We start from the raw sequence: 16,459 nt of genomic DNA on the forward strand, positions 1-16,459 counted from the left end.
TTTGCCTGAATTGTGAATCATTTATTGTGAGGACGACAAATGGCCGCCGGTCCCGATCAGAAGCGAGCCAGAAGAAAGCGCATCATGACTGTTATTGTGACAGTATCGCAGTATTTTATGCGGGCCGCCTCTGGAAAGAGGGGGCGTTCCTTTCTATTATTAGAGCATTTCCAGCAAAAGCGCGAAGCGGTTTTGCATAGGATAACGCGTAGACAAAAAGAGATAGAGCGGTTCTACGAACCCGTTTTAACTGGAAACGCTCTATATTCCGATCATCTGATCCCGAGGGGCAGTTTTGTATTTTGAAATAATTACGGTCGTGCTGCTGACGATCCTCAATGGTGTTCTCGCCATGTCGGAACTCGCAGTGGTTTCCTCCCGCCCGGCACGACTGAGGGTAATGGCGGACAAGGGCAGCCGCGGCGCCCGCATGGCCATCGAGCTTGCCGATAATCCAGGCCGTTTCCTGTCCACCGTCCAGATCGGCATTACGCTGGTCGGCATTCTGTCAGGTGCGTTTTCGGGCGCGACATTGGGTGCCCGTCTCTCCGGCTGGCTTCTGGCGCAGGGCATATCGCCAGCCCTTGCCGATGCGCTCGGCGTCGGTTCGGTCGTGGTGGTCATCACCTATCTGTCGCTGATCGTCGGCGAACTCGTGCCGAAGCAGATCGCGCTTCGCGAGCCGGAGGCGGTGGCAAGCCGCGTCGCCCCGACCATGACGCTCCTGTCGAAAATGGCTGCGCCGCTCGTCTGGCTTCTCGATACGTCGGGCCGTCTGGTCCTCAAGCTGCTCGGTCAGTCCGGCAAGTCGAGCGACGGCGTGACCGATGAAGAGATCAAGTCCGTTCTGGCCGAAGCGCATAGCGCAGGCGTGATCGAGACGGAAGAGTCCCGCATGATCGCAGGCGTGATGCGCCTTGCGGACCGGACGGCGCGCGGGCTGATGACGCCGCGCATGGACGTCGAAATGGTCGATATTGAAGACAGTTTCGATGAAATCCGCCAACAGCTTCACAATACGAGCCGTTCACGGCTGCCGGTACGCGGCGAGAATTCCGATGAAGTGATCGGCGTCCTGCAAGTGCGTGATTTCTTCAACCAGCTTTCCTCCACGGGCAGCGTCAATGTGCGCGAGATCGTCCGGGACGTTCCGGTCGTGTCGGATTTTTCCGATGCGCTGGACGTGGTGGAGGCCATCCGCGGCACGCCGACACATATGGTGCTCGTCTATGACGAATACGGCCATTTTGAAGGGGTGATTACTGCGGGCGACGTGATCGAGGCAATCATCGGCGCCATGCAGGAAGAGGACCATATCGAGGAAAAGGCGATCGTTCGCCGTGCGGATGGTTCCTATCTCGTCTCCGGCTGGATGCCGATTGACGAATTCTCGGAGTTCCTGCGTTTCCCGATCGATGAGGATGCGGAATACAACACTGTTGCCGGGCTGGCGCTGGAGGAAATGAAGCACCTGCCGGATGTGGGTGAAACCTTCGTCAAGAACGGATGGGTGTTCGAGATCGTCGACCTGGACGGCCGCCGCATCGACAAGCTGCTGCTGACGGCGGAAGAGCCCGCGACCGAGTGACCGTGCTTTTTTGAGACCACGCTGGATGGGGCTTGCCGGGTGGTATGCCCCATCCACCGAAGTAATTGTATCGATTGAACCGCTGGACCATTGGCATTTTAGATAAAGTGCATGTTATACTTGGCAGTTGGGGGCAGGTTTTCTGCATTCCTTTCTGGTCGGAAACTCGGGGGCGTCCCGATCGGGAAAAGCTGAACGTGCTCTGGCCGGTGGTTGCGTATCGATGGGGTCGAAAACTGCATATTGGCTTCAACTGGTCAGGTCGGCATATGGCAGCCACGACAGTCCGATAGCCGACAAGATACTGGCGGACCAGCTTGGCGAGATTTGCGAGGGCGCTCGCTTCTCGATGCCCATAAGCACGATTCTCTCGGTGCTCATCGTGCTGGTGCAGAGCGCCGCCGGGTATTTCTGGGAGTCGATCGTCTGGTTCGCGCTCGTCAATATCGTCAATGCGCTGCGCTTCTTCGAGGCAATTGCCTATAGCCGCCGCCAGGCGCCGATTGAAAATGTCGCGGATTTGCAGCGCCAGATCAGGCGGTTCCAGTTTCTTGCCGCCCTGTCGGGCTTTTTCTGGTCCGGCGTCGCCGTCCTTTCCAGCGGGTTCACCGACCCGCAATCGCCGGTCTATCTGGTCATCCTTGCCGGAATTTGCGCAGGCGCCGTCACCTACGGTTCGTCCTATGCTTCGATTGCGATCAATTTCATAACACCGCCGCTCGTCGTGACGGTAATATGCCTGGCCGTGCAAGCCGACCTGCAACGCGGCGTTATCGCCGTTTCCGTCGTGCTGTTCTGGTGCGGGCTTACGCGCGGCGCGCTGCTGGGGCAAAACCGCTTCATCCAGACAAGCAGGCTGAAGCACGAGGCCAAGCAGCTGGCCGACGAAATGGCGCTCAAGTCGCAGGAAGACCCGCTGACCGGCCTCTTCAACCGGCGCGGGCTGGAAAATTCCATCCGGCTTTTTCCCGTCGCGGAAGGCCCCTTCATCGTCATGCTGATTGACCTCGACGGGTTCAAGTCCGTCAACGATACCTACGGACACAAGGTGGGGGACGATCTCCTCGTCGCCATCGCGCAGCGTATCCGGCAGATTTCACCCGAGCGCTCCGTGCTGGCGCGCATCGGCGGCGATGAATTCGTGCTCGTCTATCCCGAACCATCGGCGACCATCGAGGCGGGGCTGGTCGCGGCGCGCATCATCGGCAGCCTGAGCGCCCATTACGAAGGCATCCTGTCGGTCGAGATCGGCGCCTGCGTCGGCATCTGCCGGCTGGAGCGGCTCGACCCGGTTGAAATGCTGCTGCGCGCCGATTTCGCGCTTTATGCCGCCAAGAGGCGTGGCCGCAACGAATATTACTTTTTTGAAAAGCGCCTGCATCACGAGTGGGAGCGCAAGCAGAGCATCGAGCGCGATCTGCGCATCGCCATCGAGACCGGGCAGATACAGACCTATTTCCAGCCGGTGGTGGAACTCTCCAGCGGGAGGATGGTGGGCTTCGAGGCGCTGCTGCGCTGGGACCATCCGCAGCACGGCACCATCGCCCCGCCTGAAATCATCGATGTTGCCTGCGAAGTGGGCGTGGTGCGGCAGCTTACGAAGAATGTCTTCTTCAATTGCTGCGAGATGATCGACAAGCTCACCGAAAGCGGTCGCTGCGATCTGACGGTCGCCATGAACCTGTCGCCGCGCGAAATGGCGGGAGGCCGCATTCCGCATGAAATCCTGTCCCAGATGGAACGACGCGACCTGCCGGTTTCCATGCTGGAAATCGAGATCACGGAGGAGGCGCCCTTCGACCAGCGCGGGATGAATGACAGTCTGGATGCGCTGTCGAATGCCGGTGTTTCCATCGCGCTCGACGATTTCGGCACCGGCTTTGCGACCTTTGCTTCGTTGAAGAAAGGTCTCATCGACAAGATCAAGATCGATCAGGTGTTTGTGCGCGGCATCGCGGAATCGGAGGGCGACCAGCATATCGTGCGGGCGATGGTCGCTTTGGCCGACGCCCTCGGCGTCAAGGTGACCGCCGAAGGCATCGAGACGGAGGAAGACCGGGACATGCTGTGCGCGCTTGGCTGCAGCAGCGGGCAGGGCTTCCTGTTCGCCCCCGCCCTGCCGATGGGCATGGCGCTCGCAGCCCTTGCCCGGTCGAGCGCCGGTTCAAGGGTCGATCAGGCTGTCCGGTAGCCGGGGCGGATAGTCCATCTCGATCTCCTCCCGGCCATAAATGGGGGCTTTGAGGTTGGGGCCGGTCACGACAGGGCGGATTCTGTATTTCCCGGCGGGAAGCCCTTGCGGAAAGAACGGCGAATAGGCGTCTTCATCGCCAACCGGATGGTAGATGACATATTGGCCGTCGCGCTTCTGGACCGGATTGTCGTCGAGCGTTTCGCTCTTTCCCGGCTCAATGGTCTTGTTGAAAAGGTCGTAGAGCTTGTGGGTGGTCTGCTGGCCCTCGGCGGAGGTGAAAAGCAGATGCAACTCGGCATAGCTCAGTTCCACCGCTTCGCTTCCCTTGTTCGCCAGCGTCAGGGTGAACAGGTGCCTGTAGTAATCCTGGTCCTTGTCGACATCGCTGTAATCCGCGAGACCAAGCTGCAGGGATTGCGGCTTCTGCCCGTTTTCCGCCTGCCATTCTGCAAGGTCATAGGCTTCGCTCAGGGATATCCAGCGTTCAAGCGGCCCGGTCTTGTCCTGATAGGCGATCTTCATCCAGTCGCTACCGGCAAAAGCGAGCTTGCGCGCCTTGTCGCCCCGGACCAGATGGGAATTTGTGGCGCTTTCCCGGTCAGGATTGCTGTAAAGCGCCAGCTTTTCTATCGGAACTTCCCAGCCCTGTTCCGTTTCATCGGGCGCCAGCGGCAGTTCGAGGACGATATTCCCCTGCGGGTCGTAAGTGACCATGCGCATGGGCTTTTCCATATAGGGCCAGCCGGACATCTGCTCCTCCGGGCGCGACTGTTCCACAAGCCGTGGCGACTTGTCCGGGCCGATCGACAGGATATCGATCCGGGTGTAATGCCCGTCGCGGCTGCAACTGCTTTTGATCAGCTTTCGCTCTGCAAGGCGCTCGACATTCCACAGTTCGCCGCAGTTCAGTTTTCCGCCAAGTTCGTCCTCGATGATCAGGGGAGAAAAAGATCTGGATTTCGGATCGTAGAGATAAAGCGCCACGCCGACGTCGAGGCTTCCCGCCTCGCGGGCACGCAAGGCGAGGTCCGTATAGCCATCGAAATCATAGTCGGCGGTGTCAAAGCCGACAGGTCCGTCGAGCCCGGTGAGCCAGTCGGAATCCAGCAAGACGAGTTTCGATCCGTCGGGCTGGATCAGAACATAACCCTCTTCGCGCCTTTCGATATGGGCGCTCACGCCCGGTTCCGGCAGAAGGCGCGGAAGATTCTCTTCCGCGAAAGCGCGGTTCATCTGGCCCGGCGACAGAAAGGCCAGCGCAAATCCGAGGGCCGAAAGGTAGAAAAATCGTCTCATCGCAATTTTCTCGTTTGATATCGTGCGTCTGGCTTACATGAGGCCGGGCAGAAACGGGAGTCGTTCTTTCCAGTCATCCGGGGCTTGGGTGCAAGCCGGGCCAGATGTTATGGTCCCCGTTGGAAAAGGTGGAGGAAGCTTCATGGCCGACAAGAAACCTGACGGCCCGGTACTTTTATCGGGCGGCAACCCGCAGATCGCCAAGGGGGAAGGGGACGGGCCGGTGCAGGCCTATATTGCGGCCATGCCGGGCTGGAAGAGCGAGGCAGGCCGCCGCCTCGATGCCCTGATCGTGCGCACGGTGCCGGATGTGCATAAGGCGGTCAAATGGAACTCGCCGTTTTACGGCATGAAGGGAGAGGGCTGGTTCCTCAGCTATCATTGCTTCGAGAAATATATAAAGGTTGCGTTCTTTCGCGGCGCAGGGCTGAAGCCGATGCCGCCGGTCGGATCGAAGAGCAAGGACACGCGCTACTTCCACATCCACGAGCATGACGCGGTGGACGAAGCCCAGCTTGCGGACTGGATCGGACAGGCGAGCCGCCTGCCGGGCGAGAAAATGTAGATGCAGTTCGTGATGCCGCCACGGCCAGAGGAATTTGCAGTTTAGACTACGGGAGGACTTCATGGCAGACGATAACGAGGCATCCAGGCTGATTGACGGCCGCATTGCGGAACTTGGCGACTGGCGCGGCGAGACGCTTGCCAGAATGCGCGCACTCATAAGGCAGGCCGACCCGGAAGTGGTCGAGGAATGGAAATGGCGCGGCGTTCCGGTCTGGTCGCATGACGGCATCATCTGCACCGGCGAGACCTACAAGAAAGTCGTGAAGCTGACTTTCGCCAATGGCGCGGCGCTGGACGATCCCGCCCGCATCTTCAATTCCAGTCTCGAAGGCAATACGCGCCGCGCGCTGGATATCAGCGAGGGTGAAACGGTCGATGAAGACGCCTTCATCGCGCTCGTTCACGCTGCCATCGCGCATAATCAAGCAAAAATGACGCGGAAAAAATCCAAGGCGTAAAGATTAAGCGACCCGAGACGACAGAGGCGATTGAAAAGCCCCTCGTTTTCAACGTAAGGAAGCCCCGGCATCAAGCTGGGCGAGTGTCCGGACGTAATCGAGTTCGATGAGCTGGATGGATGGCGCTGAATAGCGGTCCAATAATATTGTAATGTAGAATGAAATGAATAATGGAAGGCACTAATGATACGTTTAAGGAAGTTGTTTTACATCGCTCTTACCTCTGCTGTCTTCGGCTTTATATTTCTTGTTGGATACAAGATTCAGGCGGGCGTGAATATCTCCGATGGCGGATATCATGGGATTATGAAAATTGTCGTAGACATTCTCAGCGTCTTTGTAGAAGTGTTTGGAGCCGCTTTAGCCGGTGGTGCTATTATGATTGTCGCGCTCTTTGCAGGTATTTTTGCTGCGGTTACGATCTGGCGTGACAAGTTGTATTTCTATTGATGTTACAAAAGATCATGCTTTAAACCGAAAAAGGAGCAAGACTGTATCTCCAGTCTTGCAGCTTCGCCGGTACGCACAACGGTCGCCGCCATGCGGCGGACGACCGTTTCAAACACCCATCACACTGAACGGCTCAACCCGCCATCCACGCGCAGGTTCTGCCCGGTGATATAGGCGGCGCCATCCGATGCGAGGAAGGAGATCGTCGCGGCGATTTCCTCGCTCTTGCCATAGCGCTGCAACGGAACGCTGGCGCGGCGCTCTTCCGTCTTCGGCAGGCTGTCGATCCATCCCGGAAGAACATTGTTCATGCGGATATTGTCGGCGGCATAGGTGTCGGCGAAAATCTTGGTGAAGGAGGCAAGCCCGGCACGGAACACCGCCGAAGTCGGGAACAAGGCGCTCGGCTCGAAGGCCCATGCGGTCGAGATATTGATGATGACGCCGGATTTCTGCTTCTGCATTGTCGGCACGACAAGACGGGCCGGGCGAACCGCATTGAGGAAATAGGTGTCCATTCCCTTGTGCCAGTCTTCATCGGTAATTTCGAGGATCGGCGCGCGCGGGCCGTGGCCTGCGCTGTTGACCAGCACGTCGATACGGCCCCATTTTTCCAGAACAAGGTCAACAAGGCGCTTCAGATCATCGTTCGACTGGTTGGAGCCGGTGACGCCGATGCCGCCCAATTCCTGCGCCAATGCTTCGCCCTTGCCGGAGGACGAAAGGATTGCAACCTTGAAACCGTCCTGCGCAAGCCTGCGTGCGGCGGCGGCGCCCATCCCGCTTCCGCCAGCCGTCACAATCGCTACTTTTTCTACTGTCATGATGCTTTCCTTTCGGGAAAAGGTTGCACAAGCGGTCAACCGCCGATAACCATTCTTTGCAGTTATAGCCGAGAGCCATTATCCTGACGAACGAAAATGCGTAACGTCAGGCAGTAGAAAATCTATCGGGTTCAGTTCATGAAGAGACTTCCCTCGCTCAATGGTCTGCGCGTGTTCGAAGTCGTCACGCGGCATCTGAATTTCCGTCTGGCGGCGGAAGAACTTGGCGTGACGCAGGCGGCGGTGGCCCAGCAGATACGCGGCCTTGAGGCGGAGCTTGGACTGAAACTCTTTGAACGCCAACCCCGCACGCTGGTCATGACCGAGGCGGCCCGCGCCTATACCGCCAGTGTGCGGCGGGCGTTCGACCTGCTTTCGGAAGCGACCGAAATGCTGCGACCCGAGCCGCAGCACCTGACCGTGAGCGTGACGCCGACCTTCGCGTCGAAATGGCTGATCCCGCGTCTGGCCGAATTTACGCAAGCGCATCCCGATATAGAATTGCGCATTGTCGCCAGCGACAAGGTTGCCAATTTCCAGACAGATGCCGTCGATCTCGCGGTGCGTTATGGCGAGCCGCCTTTCGGCCCGGGGCTGAATGCGGAGCTGCTTTTCGAGCACGTGATCGTTGCCGTCGCAAGTCCGGTTCTGGTCGAGAGGCTGGGCGATCCGGGCCTGCCGGAAAATCTGCAGCGCTATCCGCTGCTGCACGATGCGCATAATTTCTGGCCGCGATATTTGGAAAAGGCGTTTCCCGGCGGCGTGTCGGCTTCACCGAAAAATACGCGCTTCAACCAGACTTCGCTCGCCATTGACGCGGCAATCGCCGGGCACGGGCTGGCGCTGGCAAGCCTCTTTTTTGTGGAAAAGGAAATTGCCGCGGGCAGTCTCGTCCAGGCGCTGGCCACCGAATTGCGGGTTGGCGCGGACTTCTACGCGGTTTCGCTGCGAAAGCCGCGCCATCCGGAATCCGTGGAGGCCGTGAAGGGCTGGCTGAAAAGCGCATCCCGAAAAGTGTGAAACGGTTTTCGGAAAAGATGCGCGTCAATACAAACAAGACGCATCCCGAAAAGTGTGAAACGCTTAGGCAGGAAATCAGTCTGATTTGTGATCCTGCTCCGATCAAGCGCGAGCCCATCAGGTTGATGGCTCAGGCACTTCCAGCGGATTTTTGCGGCTGCGGGCCGGCATGGTGATGCAGACGAGGCAGATGACGACCAGAAGGACGCCGAACCAGCCGAGGGCGGACAGCCGCTCGCCGACGATCACCACCGCGAAGAACGCGGCGACGACCGGCTCGAACAGGGTGATCGTGGTCGCCACGCTTGTTTCCACGCGGCTCAAGCCGTAGCCGAAGCAGACATAGCCGAGGAACATCGGCACGAAAGCCATGTAAAGCCCGACGGCCGCATTGTTCCAGGAGGCGAGAAACGGCCCGCCGGTCGCGATCAGTACCGGCATCAGCAGAATGCCGCCTATGCCGAAGGTTGCGCCCATGGCGGTCGTCGACGATATGCCGCCCTGCATCAGCTGGCGCGCGCAGGAGGAATAAAGCGCATAGGTGAAGCCTGCCACGAGGCCGAGCATCGAGCCGATGAGTGGTGAGCCGTCAGCGGAGACGGCGTGGCTGCCGCCATCCTCCGATATGCTGAGCAGGACCATGCCGATGATGCCTATCGTGGCCCCCGCCAGCCAGCGGAGCGATGGGCGAAAGCCGCTTTGCCTGTATTCGATCCCGGCGGAAAGCAGCGGAGCGGAGCCAAGCGAAATGACCGTCCCGATCGTCACGCCCGCCATCCGCATGGAGGCATAGAAGGCGAGGGGATAGATGGCGACGCAGATCGCGCCCAGCATCAGGATGCGCCATTGATCGGCGAGCGCCTTTCGCGAGGCGATGATGCCGCGCCAGGCGATTGCCGCCTGTGCAAGCCCGCCAAGGCCCATGGCGGCGGCGCCGATTGCAGCCGCGCCGACTTCGGGCGCGAAAGTCGCCGCGGTGCCGGTTGTCCCCCAGATCGTGGAAGCGGCGATGATGGCGGCCACGCCCAGAAAATAGCTTTTCGATGATTGCATTTTTACACGGGTTTCAAAATCGTTGCGACCATCGCCCTGGCTTCGCCAAGACGCGCACTGTTGCCCTCGAGCCCGGCCCGCATGACCGCTCCTTCGAGAATGAAGGAGAGCTGCACGGCCAGCTGGCGGACGCGTGGCGGATCGTCGGGGATCAGGCCGGTGAGGTGGCTCACGAGCAGGCCCTCGACCTCTTCCTTGTGCTTTCTCACCGCCTCGCGGCCCGGATCGCCAGCGGGCAGTTCCGCCGCCGCATTCAGGAGGCCGCAGCCGCGAAATCCGTGTTCATAGGCAAATTCCGCGTGATCGCGATAGGCGTCGAACACCGCCAGCAGCCCGCCCATCGGGCCTGCTGCCTTCTCCAGCCGCTTTTCATAGAGGCCCAGCCATTCGGCGTGGCGATGCTCCAGATAGGTTGCCACCAGCTCCGCCTTGGAGGCGAAGTTGTTGTAGAGGCTCTGCTTCGCCACGCCTGCGCGCTGAATGATCGCGTCGATCCCGGTGGCTGAAATGCCCTCGTCGTAAAACAATTCCGCCGCCGCTTGCAGAAGCCGCTCGCGCGCCGGTTTGGAAGTTGGTGTGGCGGAATCGCTCATAATACATGCCCGGATGATTAGGTAGACCAGTCTACCTAATCGAAAGATGGAGTCAATCCGGGGTTGCCTTGACGTCTTGACCCGAAGAGACCTGTCAGTTGTCAGGGAAAGGCATATCGAAACACGTCGTTCAAATAGGCCTCATTCTGAATCCGGAAATGCGTTGTTCCAATTCGTTCAAAGCCGTGGGACGTGTAGAAGTTGATTGCGGAGGTATTTTCCGAGTTCGTGGTCAGCCATACGGAAGGAGCCTTCGCATCGCGCGCGTGGCGCAAGGCTTCCTGCAACAGTGCTCGCCCGATCCCGTTTCCGTGATGTCGCGGCTGGACTTAAAGGGTCGAAATTTCCATTGTCGAACAATTATCTATCGGAGCGGCGCTTTTGGAACTGATCCGGGTGAAGCCATCCAGACCGTCTTTATTCTCCGAAACGACAATATGTTCATCGGCGTCTTCGATGAGGTTCCGGAATTTTTCCTCCGTGAACTCGCTTAAAACGTAATCGGCAAAAAATGCGTTCACGCCCCGGCGGATGTAGATGCCCAGCCAAACCTCAATCGAGATGGCTGCGAGAACAGAAGCGTCAGAAATTTGTGCTGTTCGCAAGCCCATGGGCAACTGCACTCCAACAGGAAAAATAATAATCAGGAATAAAGGGTTGGCTCAATATTTACAGCACATATAAACGGTGATGGGATGTCGTGACAAGTTTGGCACTATCCCCCTTGTCCCCCGGGAGAGATTCACGTATCGGCTATGTGAGGCAGATGGAACGGGAGGTCGTCCGGTGCCGCAGAGAATTTCCCCCCTCGCGCCTTTCCAATACAAGACATTCCGGGCGCTTTGGTCAGCTACACTGGTTTCCAACCTTGGCGGTCTGGTGCAGACGGTCGGCGCTGGCTGGATGATGGCAACCATCGCCCATTCGGACGATATGGTTGCTCTGGTGCAGGCTTCGACAACCTTGCCCGTGATGATCTTTTCGGTCGCCGCCGGTGCCCTGGCCGACAATTTCGACCGCCGCCGCATCATGCTCACCGCGCAGGTTCTGCTGCTGGTCATTTCGGTCGCGCTGGCGGCTTTCGCCTATCTTGGCATATTGACGCCCTGGATGCTGCTGAGCTTCACATTCCTCATCGGCTGCGGCGGGGCCTTGCACAATCCTTCATGGCAGGCGTCGATGGGCGACATCGTGCCCCGCACCGACCTGCCTGCCGCCGTGGCGCTCAACAGCATGAGCTTCAATCTCATGCGCAGCATCGGTCCGGCAATCGGCGGTATTATCGTTGCGGCGGCTGGCGCTGCTTTTGCCTTCATTTTCAATGCGTTCAGCTATTGTGCGCTCATTCTGGCGCTCTGGCAGTGGAAGCCGGAAACGGTCAAATCCACCTTGCCGCGCGAAACGCTGGGACCGGCCATGATGGCGGGGCTGCGTTACGTCGCCATGTCGCCCAACCTGCTGAAAGTGATGTTCAGGGGCTTTCTGTTCGGCCTGTCCGCGATCGTCATCCTGGCGCTTCTGCCGCTGGTCGCCCGCGATCTTGTCCACGGAACGGCGCTTACCTACGGCATCATGCTGGGTTTCTTCGGGCTTGGCGCCATCGGCGGTGCCTTGCTCAGCGCCCGGCTGCGCGAGCTTCTGGGCAATGAATGGCTGGTGCGCGGAGCTTTTGTCGCCTTTGCGGTGAGCTGCGGACTGCTGTCGATCAGCCGGAACATGTGGCTCAGCTGCATTTTCCTGCTGCCTGCCGGTGTGTCGTGGGTCCTGGCGCTGTCTCTGTTCAACGTCACCGTGCAGCTTTCCACGCCGCGCTGGGTGGTGGGGCGCGCGCTGGCTCTCTACCAGACGGCGACCTTCGGTGGAATGGCGGCGGGCAGCTGGCTCTGGGGTGCCGTGGCGGATGAATATAACGTGCCGGGTGCGCTTCTGGCTGCTGCCGTCGTGCTCGTTTTCGGCGCTCTGATCGGTCTTCTCCTGCCGCAGCCCGAGTTCGAATCCCTCAATCTCGATCCGCTCAACCGTTTCAGCGAGCCGCAGCTTCGGCTTGATCTTCGTTCGCGCAGCGGCCCGATCATGATCATGGTCGACTACAAGATCGCGCAGGAAGATGTTCCCGCATTCCTTTCCGCCATGGCCTTGCGGCGGCGCATGCGTATCCGCGACGGCGCCCGGCAATGGGTGCTGCTGCGCGATCTGGAGAACCCGGAAACCTGGACGGAAAGTTATCACGTGCCGACCTGGGTGGAGTATGTCCGCCATAACCAGCGCCGGACCAAGGCCGATGCCGAAGTGTCGGAAAGGCTGCTCGCCTTGCACAAGGGAGACAAGCCGCCGCTGGTCCATCGCATGATCGAAAGGCAGACGGTTCCGGTGCATGACGACATGCCGCTCAAGGCGCATCTCGACCTGTCTTGAGCAGCGATTTCAAATTGAGGCAGAACCGCGAATTCCGCAAAATCGGCAGCGAAACGCTGTTTGCGGAACGAAAGTGTGCGCTTTTCGCATTGATTTTTGTGGCGAAGAACAGACTAAATCATGGCGAAGTCAAGGCTAGAAGCCCATTCGCTCGCGCAACGGCTTCCGATAGGATCGCGAAACCGGCCATGACTGATCGACGCCGCGCATCCTGACCAGCCATTTGTCGATCATGCTTCTGTCTATGTCCGAAACATGCAGGACATTGATGAATGTCGTGCGGTGAATGCGCAAAAAGAGACTTGGCGGAAGAATGCCCACCCATATGCCGAGCGGTCGGGAATCGAGAACCTTGGAACCGTCGCCAAGCCATATCTCGCTGTAATTGCCTGCCGAGCGGACCCCGATGATTTCTTCCGGTGAAACACCGCGCATCACGCCGCGTTTGCTGACATAGATCACCGAAGTCGGGTCTGTTTCCTCATGCCTGACGGGTTCGTCTTCAGGCGTCGCATATTTCGCCTGGGCGATCAGGCTTGCGCACTGGAACATGGCCTTGATCTCGGCCCGCGACCATCGTCTGGCTTCCACTGTCGTATCGAAGCCGATGATCCCGCGCAGCCGGTCGTGATGAAAGAGGGGAATGCTGAGAATGCTCTGGTTTCCCTGCCGCAGAAACTCCGCCTGAAGGGCGCGGGCGGTGCGTGGCAGTCCGCGGACGTCGTGAACCGCGACGGCCTGTCCCCTGGTCAGATAGCGGTGCAGCCATGCGATCAGGGTCGTCGGAACTTCCTGAAGCTCGGCAATATAGGGCGTCGTACTGCCCTTGCACCATTCATGCGAATTGCGAAACCGCAGGAGATCGGGCGTATATTCGATCATCCATGCCCGGTCCGCCCGCGATGCATTGCCGACGGCGGCGAGAAATTCCGAAATGGCGTTTCCGACAGGTTTCCGAAGCAGATGCAATGCGCACACATAGGGCCAGTCGAGTGCCGGCGCCTCCGCGCACTCCGTTTCGGAATAGATCCGATAGGCCCCAACCGCACTATCCAAGCCGCCTCCCAAAATGTCGCGTGATCGAAATCCGTCATCCAGTAATAGCAGGACAGTATATTGAATATAATTGCCCGCTATTTGCAATGGAATTCACGCAGCCAATGCAACCGATGTTACGGGCGGCTTGTTCGGGCGGGGGGAGGGCATAATGGGCGAGGGATGGGGGGAAAGCCGGTCGATAGCCCCAAAAAGCCTCGGTATGTGTGGTGATAGCATAATCATACCGAGGCTGCGCATTTGCCTGATTCCGCCGAAGCGGTGCGCGGGATCAGATTAGTGATCATTGCGACAGAAAGAAGTCTTACTTCATGGGCGCAAGGAATGGCTGTGGATCAATTAATCCGGACCCGGATTAATTTCAAATCCCACGAATTTTATTTCAAATACTTCGCACGGCCATGCCTTTGATTTGACTTCCGTTCAGCCGATATCTTCGACCTGATCGAGATACTGGCCATATCCTTCGGCTTCCATCCGGTCCTTCGGAATGAAGCGCAGCGATGCGGAATTGATGCAGTAGCGAAGCCCGCCGCGATCGACCGGGCCGTCAGGAAAGACATGCCCCAGATGGCTGTCGCCATGGGCCGAACGCACTTCCGTCCGCACCATGCCATGCGAAACATCGGTCAGTTCCGCGACATTGGCGGGTTCGATGGGCTTTGTGAAGCTGGGCCAGCCGCAATGGGACTCGTATTTGTCGGCAGAAGCGAAAAGCGGTTCGCCCGAAACGATGTCGACATAGATTCCCGGCTCCTTGTTATAGAGATATTCGCCGGTTCCAGGGCGCTCGGTGCCGCTTTCCTGCGTGACGCGATATTGCTCCGGGGTGAGCCTGGCAATCGCTTCCGGGTTCTTGCTGTAGGTCATGATGTGCGCTCCCTTGATATGTCTCCAGAATCTAGGACGACGAGAGCAACTATTCCAGCCCGCCGCAAATGACGAACTGTTGAAGAACTGCAAAACCGGAAACCCGGACCTACCGGCTGATCCGGACGCGGGGGAAAATTTCCATGGTCAGATAGTGCTCGTCGAAACTCGAAATATGGACGAGGGCTGACCGGTTGAGGAACTCCACCTCATTGTTGCGGAACACCAGAAGTTCGTCTTCGCGAAGTTCGCGCAGCATGCGGTTGATATGGATCGGCGTCAGCCCGAGCGCATCGGCAAGCTCGCTCTGGGTCAGCGGGCAAAAGAAGCTGTTCTCGTCGCCCGTGCCGTTGATGCGCGCCCGGTGGCCGAGTTCCAGCAGAAGATGAGCGATGCGAACAAGTGCGCTGCGGCGGCCGATGCTGATGAGATGTTCGATCAGGATCGCACGCTGCCGGGCCATCAGTTCCATGAACGTCATGGCGAGGCGGGGCGACTTGAGCAGGCTTTCGGTGAGATGGTCCAGCGAGATTTCGAGGACGGAAAGCTCCGTAACCGAAATGAGCGTGTAATAGTTGAAACCGAGCCCGGTGCGGAAACCGAGAAAATCGCCTTTCATGGGAAAGTCGAGTATCTGGCGGTCGCCATCGGGAAGATCGCGATAGATGCAGCCCCAGCCGCTCTTTATGATATGGACCGAATTGGCCCAGTCTCCCTGGCTGCTTACCACGGTGTGAGCGGCATAGGTCTTGGAAGCCATGGGCAGGGCGGCGAGCACGCTGAGATCGCTTTCTTCAAAAACCGCGCCTATGGGCGCGCTTTCCAGAAAATGGCGCAGCGATTTTGCTTCGTCGGCATTTACCACCATTGAGCCTACCTGCCGTTTCGCCCAGCAAAGGAAATATAAATTTTAAGTCAGGTGTCCCCGCATTCGTTTTTCCCCGCTCTCGCCCGGAAGCGGGGCATCGCAAGAGTTTTATCGAGGGCGGTTGTTTTGGCAAGGTAGTAATTTCTACCACTAATTGGGTATATATCCGCGCTTCTTCTAAACCATATTTTGCCGAAGCCCTTAATCTAGGTTAATGACACTGTAGAAAATTTCAGGCAACTTTCCAGACTAGTTTCCCCCGTTGGTTGTCTATATATCACAAAGATCAATAAAACAGGGTAACCGATGCGCATGCTTGATTGTCATGCGCAAGAAACGGAGGCGTGTAATTAAATTGGGTTAGAGGGCGAACAAATGAACATTTCACCAAAATTCAGCAACAGAACCACTGAAATAAAGAATAATGGCTTCGGAGCGACAAGAGATGCTTCCTTCAAGCCTGAACTGCCCAGTGACAGCGTGTTGCCGTTGCTGGTTATCATAGACAACCGTGCGCTGGATCGCGAGTGCCTGGCACACGGATTGACCAATCACAGTATCGAAATGTCGATTGCCACATTCAGCTCGTTCGAGCAGTGGCAGCATCAGCGTCGGGGCCGCACGGCGGGCGCGGTGCTTTTCAATATCGGCGGCCAGAAGGTTTCCGACCCGGCGGTCGGCAATTATCTCAATCGCATCGTTACGGACTGCGCTCCGGCGCCCGTCATTCTTCTGGCCGACAAGGAAGAAATCTCGCAGGTCCTCAAGGCGCTCGACCATGGCGTGAAGGGTTATATCCCCACCTCGGTCAATGTGAATGTCTGCGTCGAAGCATTGCGGCTTGCCATGGCGGGAGGAACCTTCGTTCCGGCCAGCAGCGTGCTCGCCCTGCGGCACGCCACCGATCCGAATTCGCAGCGCCTGCAGCCTCTCGGCGGAATGTTCACCCAGCGCCAGGCCGAAGTGGTCAATGCGCTGCGCCGGGGCAAGGCGAACAAGATCATCGCCTATGAACTGAAACTGCGGGAAAGCACCGTGAAGGTTCATATCCGCAACATCATGAAGAAGCTGAAGGCATCCAACCGCACCGAGGTGGCTTGCATCATCAACGAGCTGTTCCCGTCGGAAACATCATTTTCCGACCTGCAATAGGGCGCGACCCGACGCCCGCTTTAGGGGCAAGGGGACATTCAGCGGACTGAACTAT

At 58.3% G+C, this 16,459-nt stretch carries 16 protein-coding genes and 1 pseudogene; 8 read left to right on the forward strand and 9 right to left on the reverse strand.

Annotated elements, in window-relative coordinates; translation table 11 throughout:
- Positions 1-295: 295 nt before the first annotated feature.
- Both ACS5UA_RS16280 and ACS5UA_RS16285 read left to right on the forward strand, forming a co-directional pair.
- Positions 296-1,588 carry a hemolysin family protein gene (locus ACS5UA_RS16280; RefSeq protein ID WP_273771060.1) on the forward strand — a complete coding sequence of 431 codons (1,293 nt, stop codon included), beginning with the start codon at positions 296-298 and terminating at the stop codon, positions 1,586-1,588.
- Positions 1,589-1,811: 223 nt separating this feature from the next.
- Positions 1,812-3,779 (forward strand): putative bifunctional diguanylate cyclase/phosphodiesterase, encoded by a 1,968-nt coding sequence (locus tag ACS5UA_RS16285; protein WP_273771059.1) that lies wholly within the window; start codon positions 1,812-1,814, stop codon positions 3,777-3,779.
- Here ACS5UA_RS16285 and ACS5UA_RS16290 read toward each other — a convergent pair.
- Positions 3,753-5,078, reverse strand: a complete 1,326-nt coding sequence (locus ACS5UA_RS16290; protein WP_273771058.1) for a hypothetical protein — start codon at positions 5,076-5,078, stop codon at positions 3,753-3,755. The genes ACS5UA_RS16285 and ACS5UA_RS16290 overlap by 27 nt on opposite strands.
- 142 nt (positions 5,079-5,220) lie before the next feature.
- On the opposite strand from ACS5UA_RS16290, the gene ACS5UA_RS16295 reads away from it, so the two are divergent.
- From ACS5UA_RS16295 to ACS5UA_RS16305, 3 genes are all read left to right on the forward strand, one after another.
- On the forward strand, positions 5,221-5,643 hold the full coding sequence (locus ACS5UA_RS16295; protein WP_063620489.1) for a DUF1801 domain-containing protein: 423 nt from the start codon (positions 5,221-5,223) through the stop codon (positions 5,641-5,643).
- A gap of 61 nt (positions 5,644-5,704) precedes the next feature.
- Positions 5,705-6,103: a DUF1801 domain-containing protein gene (locus tag ACS5UA_RS16300; protein WP_273771057.1), complete on the forward strand. Its 399-nt coding sequence runs from the start codon at positions 5,705-5,707 to the stop codon at positions 6,101-6,103.
- A 183-nt stretch (positions 6,104-6,286) separates the two neighbouring features.
- Positions 6,287-6,553, forward strand: coding sequence for a hypothetical protein (locus ACS5UA_RS16305; RefSeq protein ID WP_006468617.1), 267 nt, complete (start codon positions 6,287-6,289; stop codon positions 6,551-6,553).
- A gap of 119 nt (positions 6,554-6,672) precedes the next feature.
- Here ACS5UA_RS16305 and ACS5UA_RS16310 read toward each other — a convergent pair whose 3' ends face one another.
- Positions 6,673-7,377 carry an SDR family oxidoreductase gene (locus ACS5UA_RS16310; protein ID WP_176072995.1) on the reverse strand — a complete coding sequence of 235 codons (705 nt, stop codon included), beginning with the start codon at positions 7,375-7,377 and terminating at the stop codon, positions 6,673-6,675.
- Positions 7,378-7,515: 138 nt separating this feature from the next.
- Here ACS5UA_RS16310 and ACS5UA_RS16315 point away from each other — a divergent pair, with 138 nt between their 5' ends.
- Positions 7,516-8,397 carry a LysR substrate-binding domain-containing protein gene (locus ACS5UA_RS16315; RefSeq protein WP_273771056.1) on the forward strand — a complete coding sequence of 294 codons (882 nt, stop codon included), beginning with the start codon at positions 7,516-7,518 and terminating at the stop codon, positions 8,395-8,397.
- 117 nt (positions 8,398-8,514) lie between these two features.
- Here ACS5UA_RS16315 and ACS5UA_RS16320 read toward each other — a convergent pair whose 3' ends face one another.
- The 4 genes and pseudogenes from ACS5UA_RS16320 to ACS5UA_RS16335 form a co-directional block, all read right to left on the reverse strand.
- Entirely contained in the window at positions 8,515-9,450 is a 936-nt protein-coding gene (locus tag ACS5UA_RS16320; protein WP_273771055.1) for a DMT family transporter, read from the reverse strand.
- Positions 9,451-9,452: 2 nt separating this feature from the next.
- Positions 9,453-10,043: a TetR/AcrR family transcriptional regulator gene (locus ACS5UA_RS16325; RefSeq protein WP_273771054.1), complete on the reverse strand. Its 591-nt coding sequence runs from the start codon at positions 10,041-10,043 to the stop codon at positions 9,453-9,455.
- 101 nt (positions 10,044-10,144) lie between these two features.
- Positions 10,145-10,360 (reverse strand): annotated as a pseudogene (locus ACS5UA_RS16330) (GNAT family N-acetyltransferase); the annotation flags it as partial.
- Between the two features lie 12 nt (positions 10,361-10,372).
- Complete coding sequence (locus tag ACS5UA_RS16335; RefSeq protein ID WP_443101520.1) at positions 10,373-10,654, reverse strand: hypothetical protein; 282 nt, start codon at positions 10,652-10,654, stop codon at positions 10,373-10,375.
- 175 nt (positions 10,655-10,829) lie between these two features.
- On the opposite strand from ACS5UA_RS16335, the gene ACS5UA_RS16340 reads away from it, so the two are divergent.
- Positions 10,830-12,458 carry an MFS transporter gene (locus tag ACS5UA_RS16340; RefSeq protein ID WP_021585546.1) on the forward strand — a complete coding sequence of 543 codons (1,629 nt, stop codon included), beginning with the start codon at positions 10,830-10,832 and terminating at the stop codon, positions 12,456-12,458.
- A 135-nt stretch (positions 12,459-12,593) separates the two neighbouring features.
- On the opposite strand, the gene ACS5UA_RS16345 is transcribed toward ACS5UA_RS16340, so the two are convergent.
- The 3 genes from ACS5UA_RS16345 to ACS5UA_RS16355 all read right to left on the reverse strand — a co-directional run bounded on the left by ACS5UA_RS16345 (position 12,594) and on the right by ACS5UA_RS16355 (position 15,252).
- Entirely contained in the window at positions 12,594-13,514 is a 921-nt protein-coding gene (locus ACS5UA_RS16345; protein WP_443101521.1) for a GAF domain-containing DNA-binding protein, read from the reverse strand.
- Positions 13,515-13,937: 423 nt separating this feature from the next.
- Entirely contained in the window at positions 13,938-14,384 is a 447-nt protein-coding gene (gene msrB, locus ACS5UA_RS16350) for a peptide-methionine (R)-S-oxide reductase MsrB (protein ID WP_006468626.1), read from the reverse strand.
- 109 nt (positions 14,385-14,493) lie between these two features.
- Entirely contained in the window at positions 14,494-15,252 is a 759-nt protein-coding gene (locus ACS5UA_RS16355; protein WP_006468627.1) for a Crp/Fnr family transcriptional regulator, read from the reverse strand.
- Positions 15,253-15,627: 375 nt separating this feature from the next.
- Between ACS5UA_RS16355 and ACS5UA_RS16360 the strand changes: the two genes are divergently transcribed.
- Positions 15,628-16,404 (forward strand): response regulator transcription factor, encoded by a 777-nt coding sequence (locus tag ACS5UA_RS16360; protein WP_006468628.1) that lies wholly within the window; start codon positions 15,628-15,630, stop codon positions 16,402-16,404.
- Positions 16,405-16,459 lie beyond the last annotated feature (55 nt).

It is taken from the genome of Brucella sp. RRSP16, from assembly GCF_052246815.1.
Lineage (GTDB): Bacteria > Pseudomonadota > Alphaproteobacteria > Rhizobiales > Rhizobiaceae > Brucella > Brucella intermedia.

Coding starts and splice junctions, on each gene's coding strand:
- ACS5UA_RS16285 (WP_273771059.1), top strand. CDS start 1,812: ATGGGGTCGAAAACTGCATATTGGCTTCAACTGGTCAGGTCGGCATAT.
- msrB (WP_006468626.1), bottom strand. CDS start 14,384: ATGACCTACAGCAAGAACCCGGAAGCGATTGCCAGGCTCACCCCGGAG.
- ACS5UA_RS16355 (WP_006468627.1), bottom strand. CDS start 15,252: ATGGTGGTAAATGCCGACGAAGCAAAATCGCTGCGCCATTTTCTGGAA.
- ACS5UA_RS16320 (WP_273771055.1), bottom strand. CDS start 9,450: ATGCAATCATCGAAAAGCTATTTTCTGGGCGTGGCCGCCATCATCGCC.
- ACS5UA_RS16300 (WP_273771057.1), top strand. CDS start 5,705: ATGGCAGACGATAACGAGGCATCCAGGCTGATTGACGGCCGCATTGCG.
- ACS5UA_RS16310 (WP_176072995.1), bottom strand. CDS start 7,377: ATGACAGTAGAAAAAGTAGCGATTGTGACGGCTGGCGGAAGCGGGATG.
- ACS5UA_RS16305 (WP_006468617.1), top strand. CDS start 6,287: ATGATACGTTTAAGGAAGTTGTTTTACATCGCTCTTACCTCTGCTGTC.
- ACS5UA_RS16335 (WP_443101520.1), bottom strand. CDS start 10,654: ATGGGCTTGCGAACAGCACAAATTTCTGACGCTTCTGTTCTCGCAGCC.
- ACS5UA_RS16290 (WP_273771058.1), bottom strand. CDS start 5,078: ATGAGACGATTTTTCTACCTTTCGGCCCTCGGATTTGCGCTGGCCTTT.
- ACS5UA_RS16325 (WP_273771054.1), bottom strand. CDS start 10,043: ATGAGCGATTCCGCCACACCAACTTCCAAACCGGCGCGCGAGCGGCTT.
- ACS5UA_RS16360 (WP_006468628.1), top strand. CDS start 15,628: ATGAACATTTCACCAAAATTCAGCAACAGAACCACTGAAATAAAGAAT.
- ACS5UA_RS16295 (WP_063620489.1), top strand. CDS start 5,221: ATGGCCGACAAGAAACCTGACGGCCCGGTACTTTTATCGGGCGGCAAC.
- ACS5UA_RS16315 (WP_273771056.1), top strand. CDS start 7,516: ATGAAGAGACTTCCCTCGCTCAATGGTCTGCGCGTGTTCGAAGTCGTC.